Origin of the sequence: Komagataeibacter xylinus (assembly GCF_031081985.1) — a bacterium.
Lineage (GTDB): Bacteria > Pseudomonadota > Alphaproteobacteria > Acetobacterales > Acetobacteraceae > Komagataeibacter > Komagataeibacter xylinus_E.
Genome location: NZ_JARWSK010000002.1, coordinates 188,718 through 204,076, shown reverse-complemented (window position 1 = coordinate 204,076; position 15,359 = coordinate 188,718). Strand labels below are relative to the sequence as shown.

Annotated in this window: 14 protein-coding genes; 12 read left to right on the top strand and 2 right to left on the bottom strand. The window is 62.9% G+C overall.

Annotated features, from left to right (window positions below; translation table 11 throughout):
* Window positions 1-79 precede the first annotated feature (79 nt).
* The 3 genes from QEG70_RS04730 to QEG70_RS04720 all read left to right on the top strand — a co-directional run bounded on the left by QEG70_RS04730 (window position 80) and on the right by QEG70_RS04720 (window position 2,612).
* Window positions 80-1,171 (top strand): branched-chain amino acid aminotransferase, encoded by a 1,092-nt coding sequence (locus tag QEG70_RS04730; RefSeq protein ID WP_308719615.1) that lies wholly within the window; start codon window positions 80-82, stop codon window positions 1,169-1,171.
* A 190-nt stretch (window positions 1,172-1,361) separates the two neighbouring features.
* Entirely contained in the window at window positions 1,362-1,754 is a 393-nt protein-coding gene (locus tag QEG70_RS04725) for a hypothetical protein (protein ID WP_308719614.1), read from the top strand.
* Window positions 1,755-2,132: 378 nt separating this feature from the next.
* Window positions 2,133-2,612, top strand: a complete 480-nt coding sequence (locus QEG70_RS04720; protein ID WP_308719613.1) for a hypothetical protein — start codon at window positions 2,133-2,135, stop codon at window positions 2,610-2,612.
* Window positions 2,613-2,691: 79 nt separating this feature from the next.
* Here the strand turns inward: QEG70_RS04720 and thiC are convergent, their stop codons facing one another.
* On the bottom strand, window positions 2,692-4,533 hold the full coding sequence (gene thiC / locus QEG70_RS04715; RefSeq protein ID WP_308719612.1) for a phosphomethylpyrimidine synthase ThiC: 1,842 nt from the start codon (window positions 4,531-4,533) through the stop codon (window positions 2,692-2,694).
* Window positions 4,534-4,927: 394 nt separating this feature from the next.
* Here thiC and ade point away from each other — a divergent pair, with 394 nt between their 5' ends.
* Genes ade through QEG70_RS04695 form a run of 4 tightly spaced genes read left to right on the top strand, consistent with a single transcriptional unit; the run spans window position 4,928 to window position 9,032 of the window.
* Window positions 4,928-6,628 carry an adenine deaminase gene (ade, locus tag QEG70_RS04710; RefSeq protein WP_308719611.1) on the top strand — a complete coding sequence of 567 codons (1,701 nt, stop codon included), beginning with the start codon at window positions 4,928-4,930 and terminating at the stop codon, window positions 6,626-6,628.
* Between the two features lie 22 nt (window positions 6,629-6,650).
* Complete coding sequence (locus QEG70_RS04705; RefSeq protein WP_308719610.1) at window positions 6,651-7,517, top strand: tyrosine-type recombinase/integrase; 867 nt, start codon at window positions 6,651-6,653, stop codon at window positions 7,515-7,517.
* Entirely contained in the window at window positions 7,510-8,217 is a 708-nt protein-coding gene (locus tag QEG70_RS04700) for a hypothetical protein (protein WP_308719609.1), read from the top strand. The genes QEG70_RS04705 and QEG70_RS04700 overlap by 8 nt, the downstream gene beginning before the upstream one ends.
* On the top strand, window positions 8,214-9,032 hold the full coding sequence (locus QEG70_RS04695) for a hypothetical protein (protein WP_308719608.1): 819 nt from the start codon (window positions 8,214-8,216) through the stop codon (window positions 9,030-9,032). The genes QEG70_RS04700 and QEG70_RS04695 overlap by 4 nt, the downstream gene beginning before the upstream one ends.
* Window positions 9,033-9,102: 70 nt before the next feature.
* On the opposite strand, the gene QEG70_RS04690 is transcribed toward QEG70_RS04695, so the two are convergent.
* Window positions 9,103-9,423, bottom strand: coding sequence for a hypothetical protein (locus QEG70_RS04690; protein ID WP_308719607.1), 321 nt, complete (start codon window positions 9,421-9,423; stop codon window positions 9,103-9,105).
* 236 nt (window positions 9,424-9,659) lie between these two features.
* Between QEG70_RS04690 and QEG70_RS04685 the strand changes: the two genes are divergently transcribed.
* The 5 genes from QEG70_RS04685 (at window position 9,660) to QEG70_RS04665 (ending at window position 15,354) form a co-directional block, all read left to right on the top strand.
* Entirely contained in the window at window positions 9,660-10,328 is a 669-nt protein-coding gene (locus QEG70_RS04685) for an energy transducer TonB (protein WP_308719606.1), read from the top strand.
* Between the two features lie 88 nt (window positions 10,329-10,416).
* Complete coding sequence (locus QEG70_RS04680; RefSeq protein WP_308719605.1) at window positions 10,417-11,451, top strand: MotA/TolQ/ExbB proton channel family protein; 1,035 nt, start codon at window positions 10,417-10,419, stop codon at window positions 11,449-11,451.
* A 2-nt stretch (window positions 11,452-11,453) separates the two neighbouring features.
* Window positions 11,454-11,876 carry an ExbD/TolR family protein gene (locus tag QEG70_RS04675; RefSeq protein WP_308719604.1) on the top strand — a complete coding sequence of 141 codons (423 nt, stop codon included), beginning with the start codon at window positions 11,454-11,456 and terminating at the stop codon, window positions 11,874-11,876.
* 54 nt (window positions 11,877-11,930) lie between these two features.
* Window positions 11,931-12,368, top strand: a complete 438-nt coding sequence (locus QEG70_RS04670; protein ID WP_078525813.1) for an ExbD/TolR family protein — start codon at window positions 11,931-11,933, stop codon at window positions 12,366-12,368.
* A gap of 490 nt (window positions 12,369-12,858) precedes the next feature.
* Window positions 12,859-15,354: a TonB-dependent receptor gene (locus tag QEG70_RS04665; protein ID WP_308719603.1), complete on the top strand. Its 2,496-nt coding sequence runs from the start codon at window positions 12,859-12,861 to the stop codon at window positions 15,352-15,354.
* Window positions 15,355-15,359: the final 5 nt, after the last annotated feature.

Genomic DNA, 15,359 nt, shown 5'->3' with positions numbered 1-15,359 from the left:
TGGTTGCCCGCGGCTTGAGGCGGGCAGGGGCGCGCTCCGTATGGCGCGCCAGCGCCATGATGAAAGAGAAATAACGGCTATGGACAGCGCCACTTCCCTTCCCTTCACGCTTTCACCCTCCGCGAACCCGGTATCGCCCGCGCGCCGGGCGGAAATTCTGGCCAATCCCGGTTTCGGGCGTGTCTTTACCGACAACATGGTCGTGATCCGCTATCAGGAAGGCAAGGGGTGGCATGATGCCCGCGTACAGCCTTATGCGCCGCTCACCCTCGACCCGGCAGCGGCCGTGCTGCACTACGCGCAGGAAATTTTCGAGGGCATGAAAGCCTACCGCACGGCGGACGGGGGCATCACCCTGTTCCGCCCGCAGGCCAATGCCGCGCGTTTCCGCAAATCAGCCGCACGCCTTGCCATGGCCGAACTGCCCGAAGACATGTTTGTCGAGGCCGTGCGCCAGCTCGTGCGCGTGGACCATGCCTGGGTGCCGGGCAAGCCCGATGAAAGCCTGTACATCCGCCCCTACATGATTGCGAGCGAGACGTTCCTTGGCGTCAAGCCCGCGTCGGAATATCTGTTCATGGTCATTGCCTCGCCCGTGGGGGCGTATTTCGGGGCGGAAGCGGTGAGCGTGTGGGTGTCCGATTTCTGTCGCGCCGCCCCCGGCGGCACGGGCGAGGCCAAGTGCGGCGGCAATTATGCCGCAAGCCTGCTGGCTCAGCAGGAAGCCAAGGGCCATGGCTGCGCGCAGGTGCTGTTCCTTGATGCGGTGGAGCGCCGCTGGATCGAGGAAATGGGCGGCATGAACGTGTTCTTCGTGTTCGATGACGGCTCGGTTGCCACCCCGCCGCTGACCGGCACCATCCTGCGCGGCATCACCCGCGATTCGTTGCTCACCCTGGCGCGTGAGATGGGCCTGACCGTGCGCGAGGAGCCCTATGCCATCGACCAGCTTTATGCCGATGCCGCCTCGGGCCGCCTGAAGGAAGTGTTTGCCTGCGGCACGGCGGCGGTGGTCTCGCCCATCGGGCGCTTCCGCAGCCACAAGGGCGAGGCGGTGATTGGCGATGGCGCGGGCATTGGCCCGGTAACGGCAAAGCTGCGCAATGCCCTGATCGGCATCCAGCGCGGCACGGCGCCCGACACCCATGGCTGGGTGGAAAAGGTCATCTGACAGGAGCAAAAGTTTCTGGTGAAGCTTTTTTCACAAAGCGGCATCCGAAAACTTTTATTTCTGCTGAGTGCCCGGGTTTGGTCATTGGCATTAAACAGACGGGTCATGCCATAAGGCATGGCCCGTTTTTTATTGAAGTTGATTCACATGAAGCTGCTACGGGCGGCAGAAGGGCTGGAGGCCAGAGACGATGGATGCGAACCGGCTGGATGTGACAGGCCAGTGGGAGGGGCAGTTCAGCTACCCCCATGCGCTGCCACCGGAGTCGTTTTCCGCATCGCTGTTTGAGGCGGGGGCCATGCTGGGCGGCACGGTCACGGAACGCGCGCCGCAGGCGGAAGCATGTTTCATCGCCACCGTGCAGGGCCAGCGCCATGGCGTGACCGTGCGCTTTACCAAAACCTATGACGGCAGCGGGAACCGCCAGCACCCGGTGCTCTATACCGGCCTGCTCAATGCCGATAGCACCGAAATTGAGGGGGAGTGGCGGATTGCCGGGTCATGGTCAGGCGGATTCCGCATGTCGCGCCGCAAGGGTGCTGCAACCGCCGTGCGGCGTGAGGCCGAAGCCCTGGTCGATTGAGTCCGCGCCCCTGATTGTTCCCGATCCAGACCGGAAACCTCAAAAAATGATCTATGAAGGCCCGCGTGACATGATGGATCAGGAGATCGAGGCGGTCCTGTGGGAACCGATTACCCCCTGCGCGAGACGACTTACAGGATCAGGGAAAGTCTGGCCCTGGCAAAGGCGTTCCATACAGGACTGCATTGAAAAGCTGGAACATTGCATGAAAATTTTGGGCAGGAAATGATCCGGGTTTGTGGTGAATATTTTTAAAACAGACAATTCCCGGTACCCTGATTCATGACAGGCAACAGATTGACCCCGGCCATAAGGATTTCCGCATTCTGTATTCTGTTGCTGTCTGCCGCCTGCACGGGCCATGCGAAACCGAAAGCCGTGCCGGCTGATACGACATGGTCACGCGCGCCGGGCACGGCGCAACTGGCCGGTTATGCCTACCGGCAGGTCTTCAGGCATGCCAGCGTGCCAAACGGGCATGGGGGGCTGATCCGGTACAGTACGGGCAAGGGCGCGCTGTTCACCTGTGCGGGTCATGACGTGCTGCTCATGCCGCAGGGTGCCCCGTTTGACCGGGCGGTGGACAACATGTTCCGCTACAATACCCTGACGAATACAACCCTTGCGCCTGCCGATGTGGCACAGAACGTGCGGCACCTGACCTGCGGACCTGACGGGCATTTCACATTTGGCGATCTGCCTGCCGGTGCGTGGTATGTCGTGACCATGATCGGCAGCGATCCCGGTGATGTGGCGGTCAGTGCGGTCAGCACGCAGGCTGGCCAGACCGCTCATGTTACCTTGCAGCATCGCTGGAACTGGCCACCTTCATGGCGGCATCCACCATCCCTGTGGTAGAATGCCGATAGAAGTTTTCTTCAAAGAGCTTCAAGGAATGCCGCCTTTTTGAAAAAAGGCGGCATCCGGAACCATCTGTTTATTCCGCAGGCGTCGCAGCCTCATCCACCGGCACATAGAGCCGGTTGCCGTGGCTGCGGAACTCTTCCTTTTTCTGTTCCAGCCCGGCCATGCGCTCGGCATTGGCCTTGAGGTCGTGGCTGATGCGCATGGAACAGAATTTGGGGCCGCACATGGAGCAGAAATGCGCGTTCTTGTGCGCCTCGCGCGGCAGGGTCTCGTCATGGTACGAACAGGCCGTATCGGGGTCGAGCGAGAGCTTGAACTGGTCGTTCCAGCGGAAGTCGAATCGCGCGCGGCTGATGGCGTCATCACGGATCTGCGCCGCCGGGTGCCCCTTGGCCAGGTCCGCGGCGTGGGCTGCGATGCGGTAGGTCACGACCCCCACCTTCACGTCATTGCGGTCAGGCAGGCCGAGATGTTCCTTGGGCGTGACGTAACACAGCATGGCGGTGCCGAACCACCCGATCATGGCGGCACCGATGCCTGATGTAATGTGGTCGTAGCCCGGGGCGATGTCGGTCGTGAGCGGGCCAAGCGTGTAGAACGGGGCCTCGCCACATTCGCGTAGCTGCTTTTCCACGTTGACCTTGATCTTGTGCATGGGCACGTGGCCCGGCCCCTCGATCATGACCTGGCAGCCCCTGGCCCAGGCGATTTTTGTCAGTTCGCCCAGCGTTTCGAGTTCGGCAAACTGGGCCGCGTCATTCGCGTCGGCAATCGAGCCGGGGCGCAGGCCATCACCGAGCGAGAACGAGACATCATAACGGCGCATGATGTCGCAGATTTCCTCAAAATGCTCATACAGGAAGCTCTCGCGGTGATGGTGCAGGCACCACCCGGCCATGATCGAGCCGCCGCGCGAGACGATGCCGGTCACGCGGTTGACGGTCAGCGGCACATGCTGCAACCGCACGCCCGCATGGATGGTGAAGTAGTCCACGCCCTGTTCTGCCTGCTCGATCAGCGTGTCGCGGAAGATGTCCCATGTCAGGTCCTCGGGCACGCCGCCCACCTTTTCCAGCGCCTGATAGAGCGGCACCGTGCCGATGGGCACCGGGGCGTTGCGCAGGATCCAGTCGCGGATGTTGTGGATGTTGCGCCCCGTTGAAAGATCCATGACCGTATCCGCGCCCCAGCGGATGGACCAGACCATCTTTTCCACTTCCTCCGCCACCGATGAGGTCACGGCGGAATTGCCGATATTGGCGTTGACCTTCACCAGAAAGTTGCGCCCGATCACCATCGGCTCAAGCTCGGGGTGGTTGATGTTGGCGGGTAGGATGGCGCGGCCTGCGGCAATTTCGGAGCGCACGAATTCAGGCGTCACGAAGGCGGGGATGTCCGCGCCAAAATCCTCGCCATTGGCACGGCGGTCCTCGGCGCCTTCGACCATGGTGGCGCGGCCAAGGTTTTCGCGGTGGGCGGCGTAGATCATCTCCTGTGTGATGACCCCTGCACGCGCGAACTCGTATTGCGTGACCATCTGGCCCGACCGCCCCTCATGCACCACATGCGGCGCAGGGCAGGCGGGGACCAGGTTTTCGCCTTTGGCAAAGCCGTTATCTTCCGGGCGGACGGCGCGCGGCCTGACGGCAGGCAGGCCACGGGCTACGATCCACGGTGCGCGGACGGGCTTGAGCCCCTGGCGCACGTCGATGTGGGCATTGGGGTCGGTATAGGGGCCGGAGGTGTCATACACGCGCACCGGCGGTTCGTTGGCGCTGGGTTCGAGTGCTATTTCGCGGAATGGCACGCGGATATCCGCATGCCCATCGGGCGATGACCAGACCTTGACGGACCCCATGATGGGGCCGGTGGTGACATGGTCGGGAGATGAAGGCGAAGCGGCGGTGGTCATGGCAGTGCTCCTCGCATCCTCTCTCCGACAGGGGGTATGGAGAGAAAACCGGGGATGCCACGCCTCATGCGGGCGGCCGCGTGCCGGGGGCAGGCGGCGTGTTGCCGATTGTCCGCACCAGTCCCTCCGCCGGTATGAGCCGGATCAGGTTCCCCGGAACGCACAATGCGCCCGGAAGGGTCTCCGCGCGCAGGGTTGCCCCTGCCAGCGGTCTCTCAGCCCCTTGCCGGGACTCCCCTTGGTCCGGTCAGGATCATCAATCGCGCCTGTCTTGTCAATCATGCAGGGGCGCGCGGGGCGCAGGGCCTGAAAAAGAATTCGTGTGCCGATTTGCCAGCCGCGCCGTTGTGATAGAGTGCAGGCAGGCATCATTTTTATGGGGAAGCGGGACAGGATGGCAGCAAGCACGATTTCCAGCCGGATTGCACAGGGTAGCGGGCGCATGGTGGCCGATACCGTCATCCGCAATGTGCGCCTGTTCGATCTGGTGACAGGGGAACTGCTGCCAACCGACATCGCCATCTGTGGCGATACCATTGTCGGTACGCTCGACCACTATGAGGGCACGAACGTGATCGAGGGGCATGGCCGCATTGCCGTGCCCGGTTTCATCGATACGCACCTGCATGTCGAATCCTCGCTCATCACGCCCTTCGAGTTCGATCGCTGCGTGCTGCCCCACGGCGTGACCACCGCCATATGCGACCCGCACGAGATGGCCAACGTGCTGGGCCGCCCGGCGCTGGATTACTTTACCGAAGCCGCGCTGCGCACGGTCATGGACCTGCGGGTCAACCTGTCAAGCTGCGTGCCGTCCACCCACCTTGAAACCTCGGGCGCCACGCTTGGCGCTGCCGACCTGCTGGCCTATCGCGACCACCCCAAGGTGATTGGCCTGGCCGAGTTCATGAACATCCCCGGCGTGCTCAATGGCGACCCGGTCTGTATGGAAAAGCTGGAAGCCTTTGCCGGTGGCCATATTGATGGCCATGCCCCGCTGCTGCGCGGGCGCAAACTCAATGGCTACCTGAGCGCAGGCATCACCACCGACCACGAGGCCACCACGGCCGAAGAGGCGCTGGAGAAGGTGCGCAAGGGCATGATGGTGCTGATCCGCGAAGGTTCGGTGTGCAAGGACCTGCGTGCACTGGTGCCGCTGCTCAACCCGGTTACGTCGCCGTTCTTCGCCTTCTGCACCGATGACCGCAACCCGCTGGAAATCGCGCATGAAGGCCATCTGGACTACCTGATCCGCCTGGCCATCTCGCTGGGCGTCGAGCCGCTGGCTGCCTATCGCAGCGCCTCGCTCAGTGCGGCCAACGCCTTTGGCCTGCGGGATCGCGGCATGATCGCGCCCGGCAAGCGTGCCGATATCGTGCTGCTTGATGACCTGCGTGAATGCCGCGTGTCGGACGTGATCAGCGCGGGCCGTCTGGTGAATGACGCGCTGTTTGCCGCCCGTGAGGTCATTGCCCCCGTGGGGCTGGAGAGCATCAGCCTGCCCGCCCCGGTCAGTGCGGCGGACATGGAAATAAGGGGCAGCGGCACGCAGCGCCCCGTGATCGGTCTGCTGCCCGGCCAGATCATCACACCCTTCCTGCATGCCGACCTGCCGGTGGTGGATGGCATCGTGCAGCCTGACGGGGCGCAGGACATCGCGCGCATCTGCGTGGTGGCGCGGCATGGGCATAACGACAATATCGGCCGGGGCTTCGTTAAGGGCTTCGGGCTGTCTGGCGGGGCGCTGGCCTCATCCGTGGGGCATGACAGCCATAATATATGCGTGGTGGGCATGAACGATGCCGACATGGCGCTGGCGGTCAACCATCTGGAAAAGACCGGCGGCGGCTTTGTGGTGGTGCGCGATGGCGCGGTGGTGGCCGACATGCCGCTGCCCGTGGCCGGGCTGATGAGCGATGCGCCGTTCGAGACCGTGCGCGACCGGCTTGAGGTGCTGCGTGCCGCCGCCCGCGCCCTGGGCTGCCAGCTTGATGAGCCGTTCCTGCAACTGGCCTTCCTGCCGCTGCCCGTGATCCCGCACCTCAAGATCACGGATTTCGGCATGGTCGATGTCAACCGGATGGAACTGGTCTGATCCGGCCCGGCAGGAAGTGCCCATGATCCCACCACAGGAGGCCCCCGCGCGGGAGGCCACGGCCACCCTGCGCGCCTACCGGGCGGACTGGGTGCATTTTACGCAGTGGTGCGCGGAACACGCGATTTCCCCCATTCCCGCAGCACCTGATGGAGTGGCGGCCTACCTGCGCAGTCTGGGCAGGTTTGCCCCCGCCACCATTCGCCGCCGCCTTGCCGCCATTGGCAAGATGCACCGCTTCAATGGTCTGGCGTGGGATGTCACGCATCCGCTTATCCGCGCGGCGCTGGCCGAGATGCTGGAGCAGGCCCGCAGCCCCGCGCCGCCTTCCGCCGTGGTCACGCCCGCCATGCTGCGCGCCATGTCCGAACGCTGCACCGACGGCGTGCGCGGCCTGCGTGATCGCTGCCTGCTGCTGTTCGGCTTCGCGGGTGCGCTGCGTCGTTCGGAACTGGTGGGCCTGCAGGTGGAAGATGTGCGCCTTACCCCTCAGGCGGTAATGCTGACGGTGCGCGACGGCCATGAGGCCCCAACCATTGCGTTGCCTGTGGCGCAGGAGCGCGAGCTGTGCCCGGCAGCAGCCTTTACGGCCTGGCAGCAGGTGGCGCACCGGCAGACCGGGCCGCTGTTCCGCGCCATCTCCAAGGGGGAGCGCGTGGGCGGCCGGGCGCTGACCCCCTATGCCGTGACCCGCATCCTGCAACGCCGGGCGCTGATGGCCGAAGTACCACCCGCCACCGTGGCCCGGCTCAGCGCCCATGCGTTGCGGGCGGGGTTTATTGTCGAGGCCCTGCGCCATGGCATGGATGCCACGGCTCTGGGCCAGCGCACCCGCTATCGCGATCCGCGCGCCCTGCGCCCCTATGCCGAACTGCTTGCCCATGACTGAAACCCTGCGCCTGCCCTGGGCCGACCTGCCGCCTGCCACCGCCCCGCGCGAGGAAGAAGGGGCCGCTGCCCCGGCCCGCCGCCCGCCCGCGCGCCGGGGGCGGCGGCCACTATCCGCCTGGCCCGCGCCTGCGGGGCCGCTGCCCTGGCAGGCATGGCACCTTCTGGTGCATGGGTCTGATGCGGCCATGACGGCCTTTGCTGCCGAAGCTGCCGGGCCGGGACTGATTCCGTGGCCGTTCGATGCGGAGCGCGTGGAAGAAGACATGTTCGCGCTGGCCATAGGCGCCAACAGGCCCGGTCAGGACCGGGGCGGCCTGTCGGTGGAAGGCTGCCGCATCCTGGCCCGCCAGTTCCGCGCGGCGGCGGAGGCGCGTCATGCCCGCCTCGCCCTGCGCCCTGATGGCGCCTGCCCGCTGGATTTCAACCGCCTGGTGCCCGTGCCCGAGCGCATCCTGCACCTTGGCGCGACCCACCCCGATGCCCGTGACTGGCTCATGGCCAACTGGGGTGTGCTCGAAGCGCCCGCCCAGGTGGCGCCGCTGCCGGGGCGCAAGGCGGGCAGGCGGCTGCCGCGCGGGCATCGGGCCGTGGTGTATGGCTTCTTCACCCGTGGCGGCACGCCAGCGCCCGTGGTGCGGCGGATGGAGGAGCACTACCCCCAACTGACCTTCCGCCTGACCGCGCGGCCTTTGACATGACCGGCCAGCCCGACCTGTTCGACCCCGCACGGCCCGGCCCCGAGCCGGTCATCATGCTCGATGCGTATCAGGGGGACCTGACGCATCTGGTGCAGTTGGCCCATGCGCGTGAAATTGACCTGACCCGGCTGGATATCGTGGCCCTGATCGACCAGTTGGCCGAGGCGGCGCGGGCGCATGCCGCCCTGCCGCTGGGCATGAAGGCGCAGTGGGCGGTCATGGCGTCGGGCCTGCTGCTGCTGCGCTCGCGGCTTTTGCTGCCCGCCGATGATCCGCGCCAGCAGCAGGCGGCGCAGGAGGCGCAGGACCTGCGTGTGCGCCTGATCGCGGCCGAGCAGGCGGCGCAACTGGCGGGATGGCTGGCGGCGCGCGCGCAACTGGGGCGCGATGTCCATGCCTTTGGCGGCGCGCAGCCTGCCTTGCGTGACGAATCGGCTGCCTGGGAAGTGGACCGGATCGAATTCCTGTGGGGTTGCCTTGCGGTGTTTGATGGCAACTGGGGCGCCATGCCCGAGGCCGCGCCCTTTTACGCCCCGGTGCAGCTTGACCTGTTCTCGGTCGAGGAGGCGCGCGTGCGGGTGCGCGCCTGCCTGGCCCATGCACGCAAACCCGTGCCGCTGGACCGCATGCTGCCCGATTCCGTCCGGCATGGGGCGGCGCAGGGCGCGCGGCGCGTGGAGCAGCGGCGCTCGGCATGGAGCAGCACGTTCACCGCCTGCCTCGAAATGGTCAAGCAGGGCGAGGCGCTGGCCTATCAGCCCGGCCCCGATGCGCTGCCCCGCTTTGGCAACGTGGTGCGCGACGGCGCGGCCTGAGCCTTTTGGGGCAGGGAGCCAGCGACGGGGGCGGCATGGCCGTTGCCGCCTGTGTTGCGCGTGGCCTGTTTCATATCGAATAAGTAATATGCTGCCGATCGGCCTGCCCCGCACGGGTGTGAACGGATTTTTCTCTACATTTTTTAACACTTTGCTTGACTGGATTTTTTTTTTGATCAAGCTGGAACGAACGGTTTTTTGTCTGGCTGCCATGCGGGTGAAACACAGCTTCATGGTAGCGTTTTGCCATGAAGGAAGTGGCCTGCAGGGCAGCAGGATCACATAAAAATATTTCATATAAGATCAGGGTTGATTTCGAGATGTTAATAATGTTTATGGATAAAACGTGATGAATGAATGGCTTGGCTTGGCTTGTCAGGGCAGGATGCATCCAGTGTCCGTGCATTGGCGTATGGACTGCCGGAGGCTACGACTGTCATGCTTTTCCGTTCCGCCGGGAAAGAGGATTATCGTGCTTCAGGGTCAAGCCGGGGAGAACAAGGCGGATCGCATCAGTCGTTTCGTAGAAATCTGGTCATACTCCCGTAGTCAAATTGGTGAAATCAGAACATCCAGAACAAATTCTGTAATAATCCTTCCTAAAAACTATGCCGTTCTGAGTGAGGTATGGGTATGACGTATGCGGAACAGAGTGATAACACACTACAAAAGGTAATCGTTTTTGCCCTCGTCCTGGCATTCGAGGGGCTGCTGGTGCTCGCGCTTCTGTTCGGGCTCAGCTCGCCGCCAGATGCGCCGCAGGAGCCGCCCAAGCCGCCGGTCGAGGTGCACATGATCAAGGAGCCGCCGCCTCCTCCGCCGCCACCGCCGCCGCCACCCCCGCCGCCGGAAATTACGCAGCCGCCGCCGCCGTATATTCCGCCGCCGAAGATTCAGGTGCCGACGCCGCCGCCGCCGATGAAGGTGACGCACGAGAAGCCGCCCAAGGCCATGCCGCCCGCAAAGGCGACACCGCCGGCTGATGCGCCCGTCTCCAACGCGCCGCCCGTGCCCGATCACTCGGCAGGCACGTCGCCGCTGAACCATGTCGTGCCGGAATATCCGGAGGACATGTCGGAAGAAGGTCGTGAGGGCGTCGTGTCCGTGGCCTGTGACGTGGAGCCGACCGGCGTGACCAGCAACTGCCAGGTGGTCAGCGTAAAAGGTGGCCAGGCATTTGCCGACGCAGCTCTGAAGGCGGTCCGCCGCTCACGTTATGCGCCGGCAGTCAAAAATGGTGTGCCCGTCAAGGAGTTCCACCATCTCTATACGATCACGTTCAGTCTGAACGACTGAGCCTGAGTGTTAGGTCAGGCGCGGCGGGGGCCGGCAGCACCCCGCCGCATCGCGAAAAAAACATCCTGCTCCAGAGGATTTTGGTTAAATGATCAGACTGCATCGTAAACACACTCTTGTTGCCTCGGCCGCGTTCGCTGCCATGCTGTGTGCTGCCTCGCCGCTTGCGGCGCTGGCGCAGGATGCCGCCCCGGCCGCGAACGATGCGGCCACGGCTCCGGCGGTTTCCGCCCCGCCCACCGATGGCGCTGGCGCACCCGCAGCCCCGGCTCCGGGCACCGACGCCCCGGCCGCCGAAGCACCTGCCCCCGCCGCTGATGTCGCGCCGGCAGCCCCTGCGCCGGCACCCGCACCTGCCGCTGACGCAGCCCCCCCGGCCGATGCCCCCAAGGCGCCCGAGGGCAATCCGTACGGTCTTGGCGCACTGTGGGCCAATGGTGACTTCATCGCCCGTGGCGTGCTGCTCATCATGGTGTTCATGTCGCTGGGCACCTGGTACATCATGATCACCAAGTTCTTCGAGCAGGCCCGCGTGATGAACGCCGCCAAGCAGGTGATGACCGATTTCTGGACCAAGGGTTCGATCAAGGAAGGCGCTGCAGCGCTGCCCGCGAACTCCCCGTTCCGCTATATTGCCGATACGGGTGTGAAGGCCGCCGAGCACCATGAAGGCACGATGCAGGAATCCATCGACCTGCATTCCTGGACCACCATGTCCATCCAGCGCTCGGTTGACGTGATCCAGACCAAGCTGCAGGGCGGCCTTGCCTTCCTTGGCACCGTGGGTTCCACCTCGCCGTTCGTGGGTCTGTTCGGCACCGTCTGGGGTATCTATCACGCCCTGACCGCCATCGGCATCGCGGGTCAGGCTTCGATCGACAAGGTTGCAGGCCCGGTTGGTGAATCGCTGATCATGACCGCCATCGGCCTCGGCACCGCCGTTCCCGCCGTGCTGGGTTACAACCTGCTCGTCCGCCGCAACAAGGGTGCGATCGACAAGGTGCGCAACTTCGCAGCCGACGTGCAGTCGATCCTGATGGGTGGCTACCGCCATGGCGCGGAAATCACCATCCATCCCGACAACTCCCCCACAACCACGACTATCGACAACCGGGTGGCCTGATCATGGGTATGCAAGTTGGAGGTGGCGGCGATGAAGACGAGGTGGTGTCGGCCATCAACACCACACCGCTTGTCGACGTCATGCTGGTGCTGCTGATCATCTTCCTGATCACCATCCCCGTCGCGACACATACCATCAAGGTTAGCCTCCCCATGGATGCTAACCAGCCAACCCGGACGTTGCAGAACAACATCGTCGTGGCGATCACGCCGACCGGGCAGGCCTACTGGAACGAGACGCCGCTCACCAGCTATGCCGACCTGGAATCGCACCTGGAGCATGCGGCTGCGGAAACCCCGCAGCCCCAGATCCAGATCCGCGGTGACCAGACGGCAAAATACGAAGGTGTGGGCAAGGTCATTGCAGCCTGCCAGCAGGCTGGCATCGTTCACGTCGATTTCATCACTGAGCAGCCACACGGCTGATATCCATTCCCGGCCGGGGTTCATGCCCCGGCCACATTGGGGAGAGTAGACACCATGGGCATGAATGTCGGCTCAGACAGCACGACCGAGGACGAAGGTATTGTCGATATCAATACCACGCCCCTGATTGACGTCATGCTGGTGCTGTTGATCATGCTGATCATCACCATCCCGCTCCAGACGCATTCAGTCTCGATCGACCTGCCGCAGGGCAACCCGCCGCCTTCAGCCGCACCCGACCCGGTTGTGGATACGGTGGCTATCGATTTTGACAACACCATCACCTGGAATGGCGAACCCGTTGCAGGCGAGGCGGACCTCCAGTCCCGCTTCAAGGATGCGGCGGCCCAGCCGGTCCAGCCCGAGATGCACATCCACCCCGACCGCCTGGCCAGCTACAAGGTCGTGGCGCATGTCATGGCGGATGCACAGCGCCTTGGCGTGACCAAGCTGGGGATCATGGGAAGCGATCAGTTCATGGACGCGCAGTAAGCGCTCCGTTTTCACCACGCATCATCGTGACCTGAAAAGCGGTCCTTCCCTTGCGGGGAGGGCCGCTTTTTCATGTGTCCGGCATGGATATGAAATGCCGTTTTTTAGGGCATATGGCCTTGGCGGGCTGTAGCATAAAAAGCACGCAACCCACATTGTTGGGGCTGAACTGGCGGCTGCATTTCATATCGAATGGAAAACAGAACGATGTAAAATCGTTGGTTTATAGCGGGATAGGCATTATTACCCCCACGGGGCCATTCCCGGTTTCCAGATAGATAAACACTCTGTTGCGTTTTTTAAGCTTGGCCTGCCCAAGTGTATTTCATAAGTCAACAGAAAGGCGGAATGTTCAGTTTCCGCAACTAGTTCAGCATGGCCGGTACGGGACGGAAAATGCTGTCAGTACGGCAGACGGGGATGGCTGCCGCTGAAAACTGCATGGCTGCACGCAGTGGCGCGCTGCCGGAAAGATTTGCGGGGGGAATGAATGAAGACGGGCCGGGATATCTATAACGTCGTGATACAGCAGGTGCGCAATGCGGCGGGGCAGGGCGGATTGGCCGGGCTGCGCAGGCCGGGGCTGAAAACGCACCTGCGGGCCGTGTCCTGCCTGGTGGGCACGATGTGCATCGCCACGGGCAGCGAGGCATGGGCGCAGGTGGCCACCACGGATGCCACCACCACTCATCACCACGCACCGGTCCGGCAGGCGGCGGCACCGAAGCAGCGGGCCACAGCGCCCGCAGGCGTTACGGACACCGCAGCCCCCGAACAGATCCGCGTGGCGTCCTCGCGCCAGGTGCGTGATGGTGGCGGTGGCATGATGCGCCAGGAAACCGCGCCCCATGCGGTGCAGACCATCGGCAAGCAGTTCATTGAAATGCGCAGCCCCACCAGCACGGCGCTCGACCTGGTCAAGAATCTGCCGAGCATGAACGTGACCACGCCGGACCCGTCGGGCATGGAAGGTGGCCAGATCCAGACCCGTGGCCTGACCGACCTCGACATGGGGCTGATGCTTGACGGCGCACCGGCGGAAGCAGCCAAATACCTGAACGAGGATATCGATTCCGAAAACATTGAAAGCGTGGAGGTAACGCCCGGCAGTTCCGCCACCGACCTGCCCGCCATGTCGGCCGCAGGCGGCGTGATGAACCAGCGTTCGCGCACGGCATCGAAGAAATTCGGCGGTATGATGGATTTCTCGTACGGCACGAACAACATGTCGCGCGAGTTCATCCGGCTGGATTCGGGTGAGATCGGCCACACTGGCGTGCGCAGCTATTTCTCGTTCTCCAACACGCATTCGCGTTCATGGATGGGCTCGGGCATCAACCAGCGCAAGCACATCGATTTCGGCCTGCAGAAGGACTGGGACAACGGCTCCAACGCCAGGCTGTTCGTGTCGTGGAACTCCGAGGATTTCACCATCGATGCCTACCCCGACAGCACCGCGTTTGAAAACTACAAGCGCACGGGCGAAGGTTATGGCCGCAACTCCGACCCCACCAGCGACAACTACTGGAAGAACAATAACGACCACTGGAACCAGATCTTCCTGACGGCACCGATCCATGTGGTGCTGCCTGCCAAATTTACGTTCGACCTGCAGTCCTATTTCAGCTTTGGTCAGGGTTGGGATGCCTCACCGGGTAACGGCACGCCCTATGTGCCGTCTTCCGGCACCAATGCGAGCGGTCCGTACTGGAATGTAAAGCAGAACCCGAACCAGACGGCGTATTTCCAGGAAAACGAAGCCCGTCAGGTCGGTGTGGTCGCCAAGCTTGGTTATGATATCGACAGGCATAACCATCTGTCGTTCGGCTACTGGTATGAAAACAACCAGACGATCCAGAACTATCCGACCAGCAATACCATGGCCAATGGTGCGGCCCCGAGTCCGAACTGGTCCGCCTATCAGGACACGTCGTTCGGTACGACGGGGGTGAATGCGGGTTATGAACTGCATGCCCTGTTCATTCAGGATACGGCGAAGTACTTTAACGACAAGCTGCAGATCCATGCTGGCTTCAAGTTTGTCATGTCCGATGCATGGGACAAGGGATGGACGTCGAATCCCAACACGGGATCATGGGTTTACGGCAAGAATGGTTCCATGACCGGCAAGATGGGAGCTAACACGACCGAGCCGCTGCCGCAGCTTTCCATTGGCTACACCTTCAACAACCATCACCAGATCTATGTGAATGCCGAAGGTGATTATCGCGAGCCGTCTGCCAACGATCTGGGCTGGCTGAGCCCGGGTCCGAAAAATATGCTGAAAAACCAGTATTCCATCAAGGAAGAGCTGGGTTACCGGTATCACGACAAATATGTCATGTTTGACCTGTCACTGTTCAACTACAACGTGACCAACCGTATTCTGAGCACCTATATCGGCGCCAATCAGTACATGCCGATCGAAGGTGGCAACCAGACCATGCGCGGCTTTGACGCCATGATCGCAAGCCGCCCGATTCACGGGTTCAGCCCTTACGCGTCGTTTGAATACCTGCATGCGACGCAGGATTCCAACGTCACGGACCCCACGACCGGCATCACCTATGCCGCCAAGGGGCAGCAGGCCATCATGGCGCCGCGTATCATGGCCAATTTTGGCCTGACGTATAAGTACAGGGGCTTCTTTGCCAATGCCGCCGTGCATTACACCGGTCCGCAGTCGGTAGCGATTGATAACAGCGAGCGCATTCCGGGTTACGTGACCGATACGCTGTCGCTGGGCTATCACTTCAAGCCGTTCATGTATGCCAAGTCGCCTACCTTCAAGCTGAACTTCTCCAACCTGACCGGGTCGATTGTCAGGACCGGGGCCATGGGAGCGATTTACCATGCCGGGCAGCAGAGCGGTTCATCTGCCTATCCCGTGTTCTATGGCGCCAGTAACGGTCGCTATGCGGATGGCAACTCCTTCATGGTCGAGCCGCGCTTTACCATGACGGGCTCCGTCTCCACCTCCTTCTGATCCTC